Genomic DNA, 16,898 nt, shown 5'->3' with positions numbered 1-16,898 from the left:
CTTGCTCGACTGGGCACGCCTCGAATGGCGTGACGGACAGCCTTTCGCCGCCGACTACGGGGACGGCTACTTCGGCTCCAGCGATCCGCATGCCGAGGTGCGCGAGGTCTTCATCGAGGCCAACGACCTCGCCCGGCGCTTCCGCCAGTGTCAGCGCTTCGTGCTTGCCGAGACCGGCTTCGGGAGCGGGCTCAACCTCTTGCTGGCGCTGCAGGAGTGGCGACGCCACGCGCCCCCCGGCGCCTTCCTGTCTCTGTTGAGCCTCGAGGCCCACCCGCTCGCACCCGCCGACCTTGCGGCCCTGCACCAACGCCTGGGCCTCGACAATGCTGACGCCCGCCAGCTACGGGCCCAGTATCCACCACCGGTTCCCGGACTCCACCGAATCCAGTTCCCCGAGGCCAGGGCCGCGTTGACCCTGGGCCTGGGTGACGCCGCCCCACTTCTTGCACAGATCCGCGGCACCGTGGACGCCTGGTTCTTTGACGGGTTCGCGCCGCGCAGCAATCCCGCCCTGTGGAACACCGGGGTGTTCCGGCAAGTGGCGCGGCTTTCCGCGCCGGGTACTACATTCGGCACCTACACCGCAGCCGGTCAGGTTCGACGCGACCTGGAGAGCACGGGGTTCGAGGTACGCCGGGTGCCCGGTCATGGCCCGAAACGCGAGCGTCTCGTGGGGACCCTTCGGGATACCCAGTCGCCCGCGAAGTCACCGCCCCGCGAGGTACCGCAACGTGTCGCCATCGTGGGGGCCGGGATTGCCGGGCTCAGCGCCGCCCATGCCCTGCAGGCGCGAGGAGTGGAGGTCACGGTCTTCGACCCGAACGGTGTTGGCGGTGGCGCCTCCGGCAACCCGGCGGGCGTCCTGTTGCCGAACCTTCATCCTCGCGACGGGGAGCTGAATACCCTGGCACTCGCGGGGATACGCCGTACCGGTTTCCTTTCCGGACAGCTCGACCCGACCGGCGCATACGGTATCCGGCTGGCAACGGGCGTGGCCTTCCATGGCATCAGCGCCCACGGACGCAAGCGCGTGGAACGTCTGCTGAAAGCGGGTCCCGAACATGCGGCCCTGCTGTTCGACCCTGGCGGGCCGGGTTGCACCGCGGACCCTCACATCTACTACCCGGACGGTCTGGCGATCGACATGCGGGCCCTTTGCGAGGCTGTGGCCCACGACCTGCCGCCCCTGCGCATGGAATCGGTACAGGCGCTGGAGCCGTCGTCCAACGCCGGTCCCGTGCAGGTTGAGAGCGACGCTGGGTCTGAAGCCTTCGACGCGGTCGTAGTGGCGACGGCCGCCGGCGATGGCACCACCTTGTGCCCGGAACAAGCGGGTATCTCCACGGTAACCGGTCAGATGACCCGGGTCCGTGCGGCCTTCCCCGATTGGGGTGGCTTTGTGGCAACAGGTCAGGGCTACTGCATCCCGGAGGGCGGCGGAACCGCCTGGATTGGGGCGACCTATCGCCGCACGGAGGGCCCCGGGGCCGAAAATGAACAGGCACCGCAGGCCGAGGATGATCAGACCAATCTGCGGCATCTTGCCTGGGTTCCAGGGCTACAGGATGCCCAGGCAGTCGAGATCCTTGCGCAGTGGACCGGGGAGCGCGCCGTGGTCCGCGATCGCCTGCCGCTCGTCGGGCGCAGCCGGCTGGATCCCGGTGGCCGTGTACTGTTGAGCCTGGCGCATGGCTCGCGCGGACTGCTCTATGCCCCGCTGGCTGGCGAATGGCTGGCCGATCACCTGCTGGGTCTGATCGAGCCGCTCGAGGCGCAAACTGCGGCTCGGTTCGCCCCGGCGCGTCACTCCGTGCCGGATTCCGGCGCCGCCTCCGACGCGTAGGCCACGTCGTTGCGTCCGGCGGCCTTGACGCGGTACATCGCGTGGTCCGCGGCCATCATCAGGTCCGCCAGGCGCTGACCATCTCGGGGGTAGAAGGCGACCCCGATACTGCACGAGAGGGTCTCCTCCACCGGTTCCATATGGCCGGGGTGCAACTCGAATGGCTGCCGGAAAGCCGCCTGCAACCGTTCGATCAGTCCCCCGGCCTCCTCTCGTCGATTCAACGGCGCACTCAGCACGATGAACTCGTCCCCGCCCAGGCGCACCAGCAGGTCATCCGGACGCAGACTGGCCGCAAGCCGTTGCGCCAGCTGGCGCAGGAGTTCGTCCCCTACGGCATGGCCGTACTGATCGTTCACCGGCTTGAAACGGTCCAGGTCAATGAACAGCAGCGCCAGCTGTCCCTCCTTGCGATCCGCTCGCGCCGCAAGCCGCGGAAATGCCCGATCCAGCGCCGCGCGATTCGCGGTTCTGGTTAACGGGTCCTCCCAGGCCAGGGCCTGCATGCGCTCTTCCAGCTGCTTGCGCTCGGTCACGTCCAGGGCGTGCCACACCACGGCCGACGAACCCTCGAACGGTGCGTCGATTGGGCGTACCCGCGCCTCGTACCAGCGGGTTGCCTCCATTGATGGACTCGTCTCGCCTCCGTGGAACACGCTCGCCTGCAGGCGGTACTGGATCTCCTGCAATTCGCCTTCGCGCAAGGCCCGGCGCACGACGCCGGAAAAGCGCTGCGCGACCTCATCCGGAAGCAGTTCCGCCAGTGTGTGCCCGGCCGCCGTGTGCTGGGGTGCCTGGCCGCGCCGCGCTTCGCCAAAGACCGCGCGAACGAGGCCAGTGTCGTCGATCACCAGGGCATCGCCGGGCATGGCCTCGAACAGCGCGTCCTGAAGATCACGGGCCTCGCTCAACGCGTTGAACAGCATTCGGTTGTCGTGTACATCCACAAAGCTCAACAGGAAGGCCCGCTGCCCTTCCCAGTCAATCGGCACCCAACGCAGTAGATGAAACCGCTGGTCTCCGTCCGCCGTGTGTACGCGAATCTCGCGCCCGCGCGGCTCCTCCAATGCCATTGAAAAATCGAGCGCAGGGGGAAGGCGCCGGCGATCGTCGGCCTGAATCACCCCCAGCGCCGAAAGAGTCTGGCCAGGATCCGGCGACAGGCCGGTCATGCGGGTAAAGGCCGGATTGGCCCAAAGGACCCGGCGCCCCGCGACCACCAGAGTGGCATCCGCCAGACGATTCACGAGCGCCTGATAGCGCGTGAGGGCCTCCCGCCGCTGCCGGATGCCCTCCCCCACACGGAAGGTGTACCCACTAACCGCCAGCAGCCCGACCACGCCCATCACCCACCAGGCGGCCGGGCGCTCCGTGGCGGATGGGTTGGGGACAGGGTGTGCAAGCATCTGCCACTGGCCCCCGGCAAAGGTCACGTCGAGCGCGAGCGGCGCGCTGGCCACGTCGATCTGTTCGGGGTTGTAGAAGACCTCACCGTCGGCGCCGGTCCCGTCGAGGCCGCGCAGGGCCAGTTGCAGGCTGGGCGGGCGCGGGGCCAGACCCGCCTTGCCAAGGATCGTTTCGAAATCCAGCGCAATACTCGACAGTGTCCACGGATTGGCCAACGCCGGCGGATCTTCCGGATCGGTCAGGACCGGGGCGCGCACCAGAAGCCCCCGACCGCCCTGTGCCAACGTCCAGGGCCCGGCGACGACCGTTTGCCGGCTCTCCAGCACTTGTTGATAGGAGGCGCCCTGCTCCGGATGTTCCGCCAGGTTGAGGCCGATCGCGTCCTCGTTGCCATCGCGCGGGTAGACCAGCGCAAGGATCTCGCCGCGCGCCAGGGTCAGAGAGCGAATCAGTTCCGGCTGGCTGCGATAAAGACGGTCCGCTGCCCGGTCGAAGTCATCCTCGGTCAGGTCCGGGTGGACATAGGCATAGGCGGCAAGCCCGATCGTCGCATGGACCGTGCCATTCAGCACGCTTTCCAGTTGGGTCCGAAGGCTGCTTGCCTCCGAGACCACGGCTTGCTGATAGCGGTCGGCCATCTGCTGTTTCCAGCCCTGGTCGATGGCCACGAACAGCAGGGCAAACAGCAACCCGGCAATCAGCGCCGCCACCACCGGGCCGCTGATATGCGGTTCGGTGGTGCGGGCGTCGGCCGGCTGGGCCGCTGGCCGCGCTTCGGATCCTTCCGTTGTGTCCGTGGACTGGGGCATGCCGGATCTTTTCACAGGGACGCTCAGAGCCCCACTATGCGCCTTTCCCGGGCCTGGCTGAACCGTTGCATGGATGTAACACGAACCTTCGCCTCACGCCTCGTGATCGAGCGTGCCCTCGGACCCGTCGTTCTGCCTCTTCCAGGTCGCCGCGAGATGTCGCTTCTCGGCGGGTCGCAGGCGTTTGATACGTTGTTCCTCGCGCAATGCCTCGCCGTGGCCGGGAAACACCTTCGCCCCCAGGAGCTGCTCCGGCGGGTACATGCGGGTGAAACGCGCCCCGCGCCCCGCACGATGAGCGGCCAGACGCGCCGCAAGCCGCGGTGTAACCCCGGTATAGATCCGGGCACCGCGGCACTCCAGGAGATAGACGTACCAGGGTTGGGGGCTGGCCACGATCACACACCCGGGTAGAAATGATTGGTGGGGACGGCCGGAATCGAACCGGCACGGCCTTGCGGCCAGCGGATTTTAAGTCCGGGTTCCGGACTGTTTCATGCATTTCCGTGGATTATCAAAAACATCGGTTTTCAACGGCTTGTGCATTTTTCACCCCTATAGATAATGCAGTTTCATTAGCGGATATTGTGGTTCTTGGGTGACATGGCGGTGACACGAAGCCCCGTGTCACCCAAGCAAGCAGGCCCCGAAGGTGCGGTAACACCCCCCGAGGCCCTGACCACCGGCAACCTGAAATGGAGGTGCCAATGGCTACCCGGAATAGTACCACCCGCCAGAACTTCACCGCCGGCCGCGGGGCGGCTATTGAGTGCGCGCCCGACAAACAGCAAGCCTACTACTGAGACTCCGGCCAGCCAGGCCTGGGCATCCGCGCCACGGTCCGCGCCCGGTCCTATATCTTTCAGCGCAAGCCCGCCGGCAAGCAGGTGCGGGTGACCATTGGCGACTGCGCCTCCTGGGGAATCGACCAAGCACGCGCCGAAGCCAAGCGCCTCAGCATCCTGATCGACCAGGGTATCGACCCGAGGCAGGAGAAGGCCGAGCGCCTGCGGGCGCTGGATTCGTCGTGGCGGGAACAGGAACGCGCCACGGTAGCGCTGGCGACTGTCTGGGAAGCGTACACGGCTGCACGGGCGCAGGATTGGAGCGAGGCGCACCGGCGGGACCATGAACAGGCGATGACCGCTCCAGGGTGGCAGATTGATCGCAAGCGCAACACGAAGGCGGGGCGCTCTATCCGCTACGGGATCTGCGCCTCGAGGAACTGACCGGCAGCCGCCTGGAAAACTGGCTCGACACCGAGCGCAAATCGCGGCCGGCGTATGCTGCTCGCGCCTTTCGCCTCCTTCGCGCCTGCCTCCGGTGGGCTGAGGGCCGGCCCGAGTATGCCGGTCTCGCTGATCCTGGCCGGGTGCTGACTGGAGACGTTCGCCGGAAGGTGCCCAAGCTCGGCGCGCGGGATGACTGCCTGCAACGCGAGCAGCTCCCCCTTTGGTTCGACGCGGTGCGGACGCTGGCGGACCCCGCGAAGGCCGCATACCTGCAAGGGCTCCAACTGACCGGCGCGCGCCGCGAGGAACTGGCGCGGTTGCACTGGGATGACGTGGAGTTCCAATGGGGCGCGTTGACCATCCGGGACAAAGTGGAAGGCGAGCGGGTAATCCCCCTGACGCCATACCTGGCGACCCTGCTCGACGCCCTGCCCCGCCGCAACGATTGGGTTTTCTCGAGCCCCACCTCCAAGACCGGCCGGATGGGTGGGGCGAACCAGGCGCACACCAAGGCCCTGCGCGCGGCCGGCCTGCCCCATATCACCCTGCACGGGTTGCGGCGATCCTTCGGCACGCTGTCAGAATGGGTGGAGTGTCCGGTTGGCGTGGTCGCGCAGATCCAGGGCCACAAGCCGAGCGCGATCGCTGAAAAGCACTATCGTCGCCGGCCGTTGGATCTTCTGCGCAAGTGGCTTACCAAAATTGAGGGCTGGATGCTCGATGAGGCTGGAATCCCGCAGCCCGAACCCGGCGCCGGCCGCCTGCGGGTGGCGAAATGAGCGGCGAGACGGAGTGGGCGTGGTCCTGGTTGCGGGACCGCATGGGCCGTAACGAGCAACAAGGTATCGACTTCGGCGAGACGCGGTTGATTCAGCGCATGCTCGGGCCTGGGGCGGCCGTCGAATTGGAACGAGCCATTGCCGAGATTGGCCGCAAGGTCCCCCACTTTACGCACCCGCAAATTGTCCTGACCGCAATCCTCGACGCCCTAAAGTTTCACGCGCCGGACCAGGTATCGGAGGCGCTGCGCCGTGTGGAGCAATTATCCGCATAAGCGGCGGATGCCCTGCGGACAGCGGCTGACTGCCTCCGCAAGAGATCCGCGTACCGGGCACGGCACTCAATCAATGGGGATGCTGGCCTGCATCCGGTCGAATGGATCGAGGCCGCTTTGCCATTATCCAATCAGGACACGCACTATCGGGCGAAACAATAGTTGGGGTTTTTTGGGTTGGGGTTTTTTGTGCCTACTTACCCCGGCGTTATCAGGCACGCTGACGACTATCCATCGAGGCTACGGACGATCCAGTTTTCTCTAATTCTGCCCCCGGACCGTGCGCAGAAATGCCTGACGGAGACGCCAGCTAGGCAGGTGGCATCCAATCCATTGGTAGAGGTTGGCGCGAAAACGGCGGTCTCCGGGAATGCGGTAACCCAAGCCTTCCTCGATCGTCCAGGTGCAGGGTCCGCAAAATCCACAGGGCCGGCCGTCGAGGGTTGGCTTATTGCAAAACCAGGTTCGGTCCAGAAGATCATCGAAGCCGGCATCCCTTGCCGCCCGCTGCATCCCAATTTTGGACATGTCCAAGATTGGAAAGTGGAACGTCGACAACAGTAGGCCATCCACCGCCTCCACGATCTCCGTGGCTTCTTCACGATCTCTGTGACTCTGCGCCCAGCTAATCGCCTTGTGTGCCTTGTCATCGACATGAACACAGAGTTCAAGCCGACCATCGGTCTCGTTCAAAGAGTATTGCGACAACCAGATGTATTGCGACCCGAGGCGAAACTGCTGGTTCAGGAGACGGAACCATGCCTTGACCTGTTCCGGGACCTCGATATCGGTTCGGTCGCTAAGCTTCGGGGGCAGAATTCGAGACCCGAAGCGGCGATTGGCGTGCTCGCGAATGGCCTCCATGGTTTCAACCTCGAGCTTCCACGATGCGCGATCCCGATCCCGCAGGTAATGCGGCTGGATCGTCCCATCGCACCGGGCCAAAAGGTCCAGCACGCGGAACGTCGAGTCCCATCCGCCTGTCCAGAGGATCTCAGTCGTTGCCGCCTGATCGCAGTTCATAAGAGCCTCCCGTGGCAACAAAGATGCGACGACCGCGATCCCGGCCACCTGCTTAGGTTGCGTGCTTCTCAAGTGCGAGGTAGTAGAATAGGCGCTGGACTTCTCCGCGTACAACAAAGAAGGCCGAAGAACCGTGGTGGTGGATCGTTACGCCGTCACGGGCAAGGGGCATGAGGCCCGAGTCGTTCGCTTGGGTGACACAGCGGTTACACGGAAACCCCGAAGAAACAAGGCTAGCGGTAATGCTAGCATAACGTGTTGTTTTTATTGGTGGGGACGGCCGGAATCGAACCGGCACGGGCTTGCGCCCAGCGGATTTTAAGTCCGATGCGTCTACCAGTTCCGCCACGCCCCCGGACCGGCCGCATCATACCGCGCGGCCCCAATCGTCGCACCCGCGGGAGCGGGCCGCACTATTCCGCGTCGGCGGCGGGCATCTCCGCGACGGGTAACGGCACGTGCAGCGAGGCGGCGATCGCCCGCAACAGCTCCACTTCCGCGACCACCGTCTGGCCGCCATGCGTGATCGTGGCAAGCATCGCCGTGACCAGGGTCTGCTTGTCCGCCGGACGCAGGGCATCCAGTGCCTCCAGCGCCCTATCCAGCCCCTCGGCCCAGACGGCCTCATCGGCAGTCCGCTCCAGAGCCGCGGCAATTGCCTCGTCGGTGGGATCCTCGATCGCCAGGGCCAGAAGGCCCGCGCGCAGGGCTGCCCTGGCCTTGTCGGGGTCGTCCGGGTGTCCGTGATGCGCGAGCACGGCCAGCGTGTCCTGCGCGTGGGCAGCATGGCGAGCCAGCCGGTCGCGTCCGCCCGCGCGGGCACGTTCGGGCTGCTCCAAGTCGCGCAACTGGCGCCGCAACAGACGGCCGGTCGCGTATTCGAACGCCGATACCCGGCCGTCGGCGCGGATCAGTTCGTCAATGAGGCCTTCCAGCTGCCGGCGTTCCTCGCGTGGGCGATGGCGCAATACCGGAAAGCTCATCTCCAGCAGCGGAATGCGCAGGTCCGGGCGCAACTCGGGTTCGGCCTCCAGCAGGGTGCGGACGTGGGACTCGCTCTCCGCCCCCCGCGTGCCGGCGATCCGCAGGAGCTGGTGATCGCGTACTTCCGGATCGTTACTGATCAGCAGGTACAACAAGACATCGACACCCCAGGCATCGGAATGCGCCGCGCGCTCCAGCGGCCCCGGCATCGCCGCCACTAGCAACCCCGCCCCGAGGATCTGCGAAAGCCCCGGATCGCCGATGTTTTCCATCAGCCGCTCCGGATTCAGGAGCAGGCCACCCGGGCGTTCCGTCGAGTCGCGGTCGCGTTCCTCCGCCTCGGCCTGGGCGTCCTTTTCGACACGACGCGTCTCGGCATCCTTCTGCATCTGCTCGCGGATGGTCTCCAGTTCTTCCGGCTTGAACCCCGGCTCGATCGCCTGGATGCGCTGGACCAGCGGTGGATGGGTCGAAAACATCTGACTGACGGCCCCGGAGGCGAACAGCATGTGTCCGACCTCCTCGGTGTCCGCCCCGAGCTCGGTATGGGCGGCGCCGATCTTCTTGAGCGCTCCGGAAATACCCTCCGGCTGCCGGGTGAACTGCACCGCCGAGGCATCCGCCAGGTATTCCCGCTGGCGCGAAACGGATGCGCGGATCCAGCGCCCGAAGAACAGCCCGATATAGCCCACCACGATCAGTGCCACGCCCGCGGCGACGATGCCCCCGGCGTTGCGGTTATTGCGCGACAGGCTCATGGCAAGCAGCACACGCTGGCCAATCAGGGCCATCACCAGGATCCCGAACAGCATGCCCATCAGGCGGATGTTCAGGCGCATGTCGCCGTTGAGTACGTGCCCGAACTCGTGCGCCACCACGCCCTGCAACTCATCGCGGTCCAGTTGTTCCAGGGCCCCGCGGGTTACGGCGATGGCCGCGTCGTCCGGCGAGTAACCCGCGGCAAAGGCGTTGATACCGGCCTCCTGTTCGAGCACGTAGACCTCGGGCACCGGCACGCCGGAAGCGATGGCGATCTCCTCCACCACATTGATCAGGCGACGCCGCAGCGGGTCACGGGTATCACCATCCACCCGCGTCCCGCCGAGTTCGCGGGCCACCGCCCCGCCGCCATCGCGCAGACCGAGCGTGCGGTAGAGACTGCCCAGGCCAATCAAGCCAACCGTCAGCACGGTCGTCCAGACCATCACGGCGACATTGCTGGCAAGGAACTCACGTGTCAGCCAGGGTTCGCCCGCAGCGACAGGCTCTGCCTGACCGAACACCACCAGCACGATGGCATTCATCACCAACACGATGGCGAGTACTGCCAGGCCGAACAGAAACAATAACCAGCGCGTCCGGCGCTGCGCCCGGTCCTGCTGCTCGAAAAAATTCATGACGCCCCGGGTATCAGGAGAAGTTCACTTGCACGGGCTCGCGCTTCTGCGGGTCCTCGATCTCCAGCAGCTGCCCCGGGCGGAACCCAAGGTTGTTGGCAATCAGGCTGTTGGGGAACATCTCGCGCAGGATGTTGTACTGCATGACGGCATCGTTGAAGGCCTGACGGGCATAAGCCACGCGGTTTTCGGTACTGGTCAGTTCTTCGGACAGCTGCATCATGTTCTCGTTGGCCTTCAGGTCGGGATAGCTCTCGGACAGCGCGAACAACCGCCCCAAGGCCCCCGACAACCCCTGTTCCGAGCTCGAGAGCTTGCGCACGGCCTCGGTGTTGGTTGGATCACCGCCGACCTCCTGCAGGCTTTCCTTCGCATTGTTACGGGCCTGGATGACCGCCTCGAGGGTGTCGCGCTCATGACTCATGTAGCGTTCCGCAACCTTGACCAGGTTGGGGATCAGGTCATAGCGGCGGGTCAACTGCACGTCGATCTGGGCAAAGGCGTTCTTGTACCGGTTGCGCGAGGTCACCAGGCGGTTGTACGTCCACACCCCCCAGATCACCAACAGAACCAGGATCCCCAGTACCACCCAAGTCATATCCATCCCGCCACACTCCTTGATCGTCGACGAGCCGAGTGTACGCCGGAATGCGGGTAGCACGACAAGGCAGACGCTCACGATGGCGGTGTTTTATGCTGACCCCGGTCTCCTTCCGGAAGTACGCATGAATCTCTCCACCCTCCTCGGCATCCTTGGCAGTCTGCTGGTGTTCGGCAGCGTCATCGCGTTTTCCTCGCAGAATATCGACGCCTTCCTGAACCTGCCGGGCCTCGGCATCGTGGTAGGCGGCACCATCGCGGCCACGCTGATGAGCTACCCCTTCCACGAGGTGATGCGCGTGTTTCGCGCCGGCGCCAATGCGATTCGCGAGGAACGCTACGACGTCACCCAGGATCTCGAGGAGATCGTCCAGGTCTCGCGCTACTGGTTCTCCCAGAATCTGCGGCGCATCCAGGATCGGCTGGACCAGATCCGCAACCCGTTCCTGCGCACCGGCATCCAGCTGGTCATCGACGACACGCCGATGGACGATGTCTCCGACCTGCTGAACTGGCGCATGGCGCGCCTGCGTGCCCGCGAACAGGCCGATGCGCAGATGTTCCGAACCATGGCCACCTATGCCCCGGCGTTCGGGATGCTCGGCACGCTTATTGGCCTGATCAACCTGCTGCTGACCACCGAAAACGACGATTTCACCGTCATCGCGGTGAACCTGGGCATCGCCCTGATCACCACGTTCTACGGCATCCTGCTCGCCAACCTGGTCTTCCGGCCCATCGCCATCAAGCTGGAGCGCCGGACCGAGGAGCGCGTGGTGCTGATGACCATGGTGCTGGAGGGCATCATGCTGATGCGCAAGGGACGCTCACCCGGCTACATCCGCGAGACCCTGCGCTCGTTCATGGAGAATCACAGCGACGAGATCCGCCAGGCGGCCCCAAATGGCGAGGAAGAACCCGAGGCGGACGAACGCGCCAGCGGCGAATCCACGGAGCGGCGCTGAGTCCATGTCCGGACCCAGCCCCTCCACCGCCGAACGCGCCGCGCTGCAGGCAGAGATGGATGCCCACGCCGCCACGCGTCCGGAGCAGGCCTTTCTCGGCTCCTACCCGGGCGAACGCCAGCGCGACGACGAGCACGCCTGGATCCTCACCTATCTGGACGTTCTGACCCTGGTTATCGTGGTGTTCGTCATCATGCTCACCTTCATGGACCCGCGTGACGATGATCCGAGGGCGGTCTCGGCCAGCCCGATCGCCCTGGCCCACCCGGACCGCAGCGCCCTCATCGAACCCCTGGTCCATTCCTCTCTGCTGGATCGGCCCGCCCTGGAGGAAGCGCCGGTCGGTGAGCGCTCCGGCCCGGAGGTGGTCGCCGAACAGCCCCCAAGCCGCGAGGCCGGCCGATTACGCGCGCGCGCCCCCGAGGGCGTGGACGTCGTCGAGCAACCTGGACGGATGGAGCTGCGCATCCGCGACGACATCCTGTTCGGGACCGCCGAGGCAGACCTGCGCCCGGATGGCCAGTCGCTGCTCCAGGACCTGCTCCCCATCCTGGAAGACCACCCGGGCACCATCACCGTGGAAGGCCATACCGACAACATCCCTATCGCGACCGAGCGCTTCCCGTCGAACTGGGAGCTATCCTCGATTCGCGCCAGCGGCGTCGTGCGCTACCTGGTGGCCCGCGAGCTGGACGCAGCCCAGCTCCGCGCGGTCGGGCTGGCCGACACTCGTCCGGTTGCCGACAACGCCAGCCCGGAAGGCCGCGCCGCCAACCGTCGTGTGTCACTCATGCTGGAGACCGATGCGGTGCCACACACGGATCCCGGCCAGTAGGCTCGGCTCAGGCAACGTTGCTCGACCGCGACGAAAATCGCCGGTGCGGCGATCGCGCGACAGCGCGGTACGATCCACGCGTGTTTATTAGCCAACGCATGCCGCCGCAGCAGGATGCTGGTACATTGCGATCAGGGATTTTCGCTAGCGGTTTGCGTGTCAGGACAGGGGGATACAAGGATGTCTAGATGGTTCTTGCGAAGTGCGGCTGCGGTTGCGACCGTGATCCTCCTGAGCCTGAACACGGTTGCAACCGCCAAGGAAACATCCGTGATCCTGGAGATGTCGTCCGGGGATTCGGCTGAAGCGGCGTACTGGGCGGGCGAACCGGACATGCCCGCGATCCTGATCCAGCACGGTTTCCTGCAGACCCGTCACTTCCCCACCGTGCGCCGCCTCGCCTTGGCGTTAGCGGACTCGGGGTTCACGGTCCTGACCCCCACACTGACACTGGGGATCGATCGGCGCACGGCGAGCCTGCCATGCGAGGCCGTACATACCCACACCATGGAACACACCCAGGAAGAGATCGCGATCTGGGTCGACTGGCTGCACGCAAAGACCGGCCAGGAACCCGTCGTCATCGGACACAGCGCCGGCAGCATCAACCTTCTCGACTATCTTACGCACTCCCCGGGCAGCCCCGTCGCCCACGCCATCTTCATTAGCGTGACCTATTTTGGGCACGGCGAGGCCGCGTTCGAATCCCCCGAACATGCCGCTCGTGCCCGCGCTGCCCTTGCCCGTGGTGAGGCCGGGCTGGCGGAGTATGCCCTGGGTTTCTGTCGCCAGTACGTCACCACGCCCGCGGCGTACCTGTCCTACTACGACTGGGACAAGCAACGTACCAACCGGGCCTTCCAGTCGTGCGGTGTGTCTTCCACCCTGATCGCGGGCAGCGCCGATGACCGGATCGACCTGGAATGGATCGAGACCCTGCAACAGCATGGCGCAGAGGTCCGCATCGTGGAGGGTGCCAACCACTTCTTCGATCAGTTTCACGAATTCGACCTGCTGGACGAGATCGAGCACGTCCTCCAGGGATACCGCGCGCAATGATTTCCGGCCGAACCCCGTCAATCACGCACTATGCCCTGCTGCTAGCTGCGATCGCCCTGGTCACCCTCGCCAGTTTTGGCCTCTACACCTGGTACAAGGTCGACCAGCTACGCGGCGAGATCCAGGAAAGTGGCCGCGAGGCCGCCCGCCAGGAGCTTGCCGGCACGCTCGAGCACGTCCTCACGCAGGCGGCAGAACAGGCATCAAGGTTCGCCCGCTGGGAGGAAGTGCGCCAGCAACTGGGCACGCCGCACTACTATGCCTACTGGAAGAATCATCGCATGCACCAGGCGGGGATCCTGACCGACAGGATCCTGGACGCCGGGATCTATGATCACCAGGGAATGACCTTGCCCGGTTCGGACAGCGACCACTTGCCCGGGAAACTCGAGCTCCCGCCACCCGCTCCACGGGCGGTACGGGGCGACACCGAGCCCTTCCTGATGGTCATCGAGCCGATTCCCGCGCCGGACGCAGCCCAGTCCCCACCCGGCTTCGTCGGTCTGAAGAGCCGGTTCCTGGATGCCCTCCGCGAGGGCCGTGTCTACCGCCATGTCGATCCCGAATCGATCCGATTCGACCTCGGCGAGCGGAACGCCATCCCCGCGAGGGAGCTTCTGCAGCATGCTCAGTTCGATCTGCGCCCCAATCCCATGGCCGATCAGGTGGAGGACTTGCTGTCGGGCGCGGTGGTCAATCTCGGGGCCATCCTGGGTGTGATCACGCTTGTCCTGTTCTCCACGTTGGCCTATCTGATCGTCCGCCCCCTGCGCGACATCTCCGGCCACGTCGACCGGCTGCGCGAAAGCGCCGGGGGCCTTGTGCTGGAACGCGTCGGCGGGCTGCTGCCCGTCGCGGAGACGGAAAAGATCCGCGAATCGCTGAATTCCTACCAGGCCCGGCTCCAGGACGTCCATTCCAGCCTGGAGGAGAAGAACCGCGAATTCTGGCGCATCGCGCATCACGATGCCCTGACCGGCGTGCGCAACCGCCGGGCCTTCGATGAATACTGGGACACCCTTCCGCGACTGGCCGCCCGCCACAGCTATCCTGTGTGCTTTGCCCTGTTCGACATCAATCACTTCAAGGCCATCAACGACAGCTACGGCCATCAGACGGGCGACGCAGTCCTGCAGAGTGTGGCGCGCAGCATCGACGAGGTCTTGCGGGAGGGGGAACACCTGTTTCGCATCGGCGGCGATGAATTCGCCGCGATTCTCCTCAACTGCGACGAATCGGGCGCCCAGCGCCTGGGCGAGCGTTGCCAGGAGCGGATCCGGGCCACCGATTTCACCCAGCACGGGGTGCGGGAACCCATCAAGATCAGTATCGGCCTGGCCGTTGCACCCGGCAACAACGGCCCGGCCATGCTTGCCCTGCAGTGGCAGGCCGACGTTGCCATGTACAAGGCCAAGCGCCCGGGATCCTCGCCGGTTGTGCTGTTCACCCCGGAACTGGAGAAGGATACCCAGAGCCTTTATTCGAACTGGATCAACAATGCCGTGTACGAGGCCATCACCCGGGGAACCGGGATCCGAATGGCCTACCAGCCAGTGGTTGCGCTCAACGAGCACCATCCCTCGTATGTCGAGGCCCTGCTGCGTATCGAACACCAGGGCGAGGTTATCGGACCCGCGGATATCTTCCCCGTCGTCGAGGCGCGCCGCCTGGAGATCGACCTGGACCGGGCCGTACTAACCCGCATCCTCGGCGATCTGCGAGCCTCCCTCATCCCGCCTGAGGTCGGTATCTCTATCAACCTGTCGGGCCCCACCATCGTGAATGCCGGGGTTACCCAGTGGCTGGAGGCCTTCGTCCCCTTCCTGCAGGACCGGTCAATCATCCTCGAGGTCACGGAGACCGCCCTGATCACCGAGATCGGACTGGCGACGGAAAATCTCCAGCGACTGCGCCGGAAAGGGTTTCTCGTCGCCCTCGACGATTTCGGCAGCGGCTACTCTTCCATCCGCTATCTGGCCTCCATGCCCGTGGACACCGTCAAGTTCGATATCACCCTGATACGTAGCCTGGATATCCCGGACCAGCACCACATCCTCGAGGGTCTGGCCCGGATGATCCGCGATGTGGGCTACACTACCGTGGCGGAAGGGATCGAGACCGCGGAACAACTCAGCCGGGTACGCGCCCTGAAGTTCGACTTCGCACAGGGCTATTATCTCGGACACCCCACCCCGGTTTCGCAAGGCCTCCAGCCGGTCCTGCAGGCTCATGCAGGCATTTCCCGGATGTGATTGCTCGCTCGCTGGCCGCATAGCGGAAACTGGATCTCCGGAGAAACATGCGATTAGCGTTTCCCGGGTGCGGCCGCGTTATTGACCTGCCCCGCTGACATCCTCCGCCAGTCCGTGTCAAAGCGATGCCATTTGACCCGGAGACGCCGCACGCAGAACATATACTCCGTTTTCCACTTACGAGGAGGCCGGTTTGCGCTCTGGACGCGGATCCCTGTTGGGCGACTGGCTCGATACCACCGACCACAAGGACAAGCTGATTGCCCTGATTGGCGGCGTGATCGGCCTCTACCTCTCGCTGGAAGTCGCAGCATCGGTCACCGACAACGGGATCAACGGCCTGATCCTCGCGTCTCTGGGTGCCACGGCCGTGCTGCTCTTCGCTGCGCCCCACGCGGCGATGTCGCAGCCCAGGAACGTGCTCGGTGGTCATGCCGTCGCCGCCATCGTGGGGGTGCTGGTGCGCGACGTTCTGCCCCACCCATTGCTGGCTGCAGCGGTCGCCGTCGGGCTCGCAATCTGGCTGATGCACTACCTGCGCTGCCTGCATCCCCCCGGCGGCGCCACCGCGCTTTATGCGGTGCTCGGGGGAGAGTCGGTGCATGCCCTGGGCCCCTGGTTCCTCCTGCATCCCGTGTTGACCAGCGTGGGGGTCATGCTGGTTGTCGCGGTAATCATCAACTACCCGTTCCCCTGGCGGCGCTACCCGGCCAGCCTGACGCCGACGCCCGAAGCCCCCAAGCAAGGTCCCCTGGCTGCCCTGGAGCGAGCAGGACTGGGCCAGGACGACCTCGAATACGCCATGCGCGAAATGAACCTGTATCTCGACCTCACGGAAGACGACCTCGCACGCCTGTACCTATTGGCCCGGCGCCATCACCAGCACCCCGACCCCATCACGCCGGATGCGATCCAGCCGGATCACTGTTTCAGCAATGGCGAGAGCGATGCCGACTGGGCCGTGCGCCGCGTATTACGCATCGACGACGGGCAAGTGACCTACCGCAACCTTGCAGGGCCGGACACCCCCGGCGAGGACCGCGCCACGCTGGAGGAATTCTCCGCCTGGGCCCATCACCAGCTCGACCCGAAATCCGCCCCGGGTGACTGAAGCGTTTGGGGCTGCCCCTGCCCGGCGCTTATACTCTCGCGCTAGGGAAACACTGATCAATGTACACGCTCGCGTTGGCACCCCAGGTTTTTCGAGACAAGGCGCGTCGTGCAGCGGGTAGTGGTTCTACCCGCAAGCGGCGCAACGCAGGATCGGGGAACCTGGGGTGCCAACCCCACAAACCATTCAATGCAGGGGTTCGGCCGCCCGTTGTTGACGAAAACGGGCGCGCGCACGGCGTTGCGGTTCCCTTGTGCAGAATGACTGCACGGCAGTCACCGCGCCTTGTTCGCACGCAAAAGCGACTCGAGCGCGAGCGTGTAC

At 65.1% G+C, this 16,898-nt stretch carries 14 protein-coding genes and 1 tRNA gene; 9 read left to right on the top strand and 6 right to left on the bottom strand.

The genetic code is table 11. The annotated features are described in order from the left end of the window. Nucleotide 1: 1 nt before the first annotated feature. On the top strand, nt 2-1,846 hold the full coding sequence (mnmD, locus tag G335_RS0110935) for a tRNA (5-methylaminomethyl-2-thiouridine)(34)-methyltransferase MnmD (protein WP_018176780.1): 1,845 nt from the start codon (nt 2-4) through the stop codon (nt 1,844-1,846). Here mnmD and G335_RS0110930 read toward each other — a convergent pair. Then, nucleotides 1,807-4,062, bottom strand: a complete 2,256-nt coding sequence (locus G335_RS0110930; RefSeq protein WP_018176779.1) for a diguanylate cyclase domain-containing protein — start codon at nt 4,060-4,062, stop codon at nt 1,807-1,809. The genes mnmD and G335_RS0110930 overlap by 40 nt on opposite strands. Nucleotides 4,063-4,155: 93 nt before the next feature. After that, nucleotides 4,156-4,464 carry a GIY-YIG nuclease family protein gene (locus G335_RS0110925; RefSeq protein ID WP_018176778.1) on the bottom strand — a complete coding sequence of 103 codons (309 nt, stop codon included), beginning with the start codon at nt 4,462-4,464 and terminating at the stop codon, nt 4,156-4,158. A gap of 419 nt (nt 4,465-4,883) precedes the next feature. Here G335_RS0110925 and G335_RS14385 point away from each other — a divergent pair, with 419 nt between their 5' ends. The 3 genes from G335_RS14385 (at nt 4,884) to G335_RS0110905 (ending at nt 6,348) form a co-directional block, all read left to right on the top strand. After that, nucleotides 4,884-5,291 (top strand): Arm DNA-binding domain-containing protein, encoded by a 408-nt coding sequence (locus G335_RS14385; protein WP_077277022.1) that lies wholly within the window; start codon nt 4,884-4,886, stop codon nt 5,289-5,291. A gap of 170 nt (nt 5,292-5,461) precedes the next feature. Continuing rightward, complete coding sequence (locus tag G335_RS14380; RefSeq protein ID WP_231368504.1) at nt 5,462-6,073, top strand: tyrosine-type recombinase/integrase; 612 nt, start codon at nt 5,462-5,464, stop codon at nt 6,071-6,073. Then, the gene (locus G335_RS0110905) at nt 6,070-6,348 is read left to right on the top strand and encodes a hypothetical protein (protein WP_018176776.1); all 279 of its coding nucleotides are present in this window, start codon (nt 6,070-6,072) and stop codon (nt 6,346-6,348) included. The genes G335_RS14380 and G335_RS0110905 overlap by 4 nt, the downstream gene beginning before the upstream one ends. A 261-nt stretch (nt 6,349-6,609) precedes the next feature. Here the strand turns inward: G335_RS0110905 and G335_RS0110900 are convergent, their stop codons facing one another. The 4 genes from G335_RS0110900 to G335_RS0110885 all read right to left on the bottom strand — a co-directional run bounded on the left by G335_RS0110900 (nt 6,610) and on the right by G335_RS0110885 (nt 10,356). Next, complete coding sequence (locus G335_RS0110900; RefSeq protein WP_018176775.1) at nt 6,610-7,371, bottom strand: hypothetical protein; 762 nt, start codon at nt 7,369-7,371, stop codon at nt 6,610-6,612. 268 nt (nt 7,372-7,639) lie between these two features. Beyond that, a tRNA-Leu gene (locus G335_RS0110895) sits at nt 7,640-7,726 on the bottom strand. Nucleotides 7,727-7,784: 58 nt separating this feature from the next. Beyond that, nucleotides 7,785-9,752 (bottom strand): M48 family metallopeptidase, encoded by a 1,968-nt coding sequence (locus tag G335_RS0110890; protein WP_018176774.1) that lies wholly within the window; start codon nt 9,750-9,752, stop codon nt 7,785-7,787. 13 nt (nt 9,753-9,765) lie between these two features. Next, nucleotides 9,766-10,356 (bottom strand): LemA family protein, encoded by a 591-nt coding sequence (locus tag G335_RS0110885; protein ID WP_018145650.1) that lies wholly within the window; start codon nt 10,354-10,356, stop codon nt 9,766-9,768. A 121-nt stretch (nt 10,357-10,477) separates the two neighbouring features. Here G335_RS0110885 and G335_RS0110880 point away from each other — a divergent pair, with 121 nt between their 5' ends. The 5 genes from G335_RS0110880 (at nt 10,478) to G335_RS0110860 (ending at nt 16,574) form a co-directional block, all read left to right on the top strand. Next, nucleotides 10,478-11,317, top strand: coding sequence for a motility protein A (locus G335_RS0110880; protein ID WP_018145649.1), 840 nt, complete (start codon nt 10,478-10,480; stop codon nt 11,315-11,317). A 4-nt stretch (nt 11,318-11,321) separates the two neighbouring features. Continuing rightward, on the top strand, nt 11,322-12,152 hold the full coding sequence (locus G335_RS0110875; protein ID WP_018169805.1) for an OmpA family protein: 831 nt from the start codon (nt 11,322-11,324) through the stop codon (nt 12,150-12,152). A 195-nt stretch (nt 12,153-12,347) separates the two neighbouring features. Next, complete coding sequence (locus G335_RS0110870) at nt 12,348-13,211, top strand: alpha/beta hydrolase (protein ID WP_018176773.1); 864 nt, start codon at nt 12,348-12,350, stop codon at nt 13,209-13,211. Further along, nucleotides 13,208-15,463, top strand: coding sequence for a bifunctional diguanylate cyclase/phosphodiesterase (locus G335_RS0110865; protein WP_018169807.1), 2,256 nt, complete (start codon nt 13,208-13,210; stop codon nt 15,461-15,463). Before G335_RS0110870 ends, G335_RS0110865 begins: the two co-directional genes overlap by 4 nt. Nucleotides 15,464-15,656: 193 nt before the next feature. Further along, nucleotides 15,657-16,574, top strand: a complete 918-nt coding sequence (locus G335_RS0110860; RefSeq protein WP_026304829.1) for an HPP family protein — start codon at nt 15,657-15,659, stop codon at nt 16,572-16,574. The last annotated feature ends 324 nt before the right edge of the window (nt 16,575-16,898 follow it).

The organism is Thioalkalivibrio sp. AKL8 (genome assembly GCF_000380525.1).
GTDB lineage: Bacteria > Pseudomonadota > Gammaproteobacteria > Ectothiorhodospirales > Ectothiorhodospiraceae > Thioalkalivibrio > Thioalkalivibrio versutus.
Note: the sequence above shows the minus strand (reverse complement) of the source record. Positions and strands in the feature narration are given on the sequence as shown.

Bases quoted from the DNA above. Each gene is read 5' to 3' on its own strand.
- G335_RS0110890 (WP_018176774.1), bottom strand. From the start codon at position 9,752: ATGAATTTTTTCGAGCAGCAGGACCGGGCGCAGCGCCGGACGCGCTGG.
- G335_RS0110900 (WP_018176775.1), bottom strand. From the start codon at position 7,371: ATGAACTGCGATCAGGCGGCAACGACTGAGATCCTCTGGACAGGCGGA.
- G335_RS0110875 (WP_018169805.1), top strand. From the start codon at position 11,322: ATGTCCGGACCCAGCCCCTCCACCGCCGAACGCGCCGCGCTGCAGGCA.
- G335_RS0110865 (WP_018169807.1), top strand. From the start codon at position 13,208: ATGATTTCCGGCCGAACCCCGTCAATCACGCACTATGCCCTGCTGCTA.
- G335_RS0110880 (WP_018145649.1), top strand. From the start codon at position 10,478: ATGAATCTCTCCACCCTCCTCGGCATCCTTGGCAGTCTGCTGGTGTTC.
- G335_RS0110885 (WP_018145650.1), bottom strand. From the start codon at position 10,356: ATGGATATGACTTGGGTGGTACTGGGGATCCTGGTTCTGTTGGTGATC.
- G335_RS0110930 (WP_018176779.1), bottom strand. From the start codon at position 4,062: ATGCCCCAGTCCACGGACACAACGGAAGGATCCGAAGCGCGGCCAGCG.
- G335_RS0110905 (WP_018176776.1), top strand. From the start codon at position 6,070: ATGAGCGGCGAGACGGAGTGGGCGTGGTCCTGGTTGCGGGACCGCATG.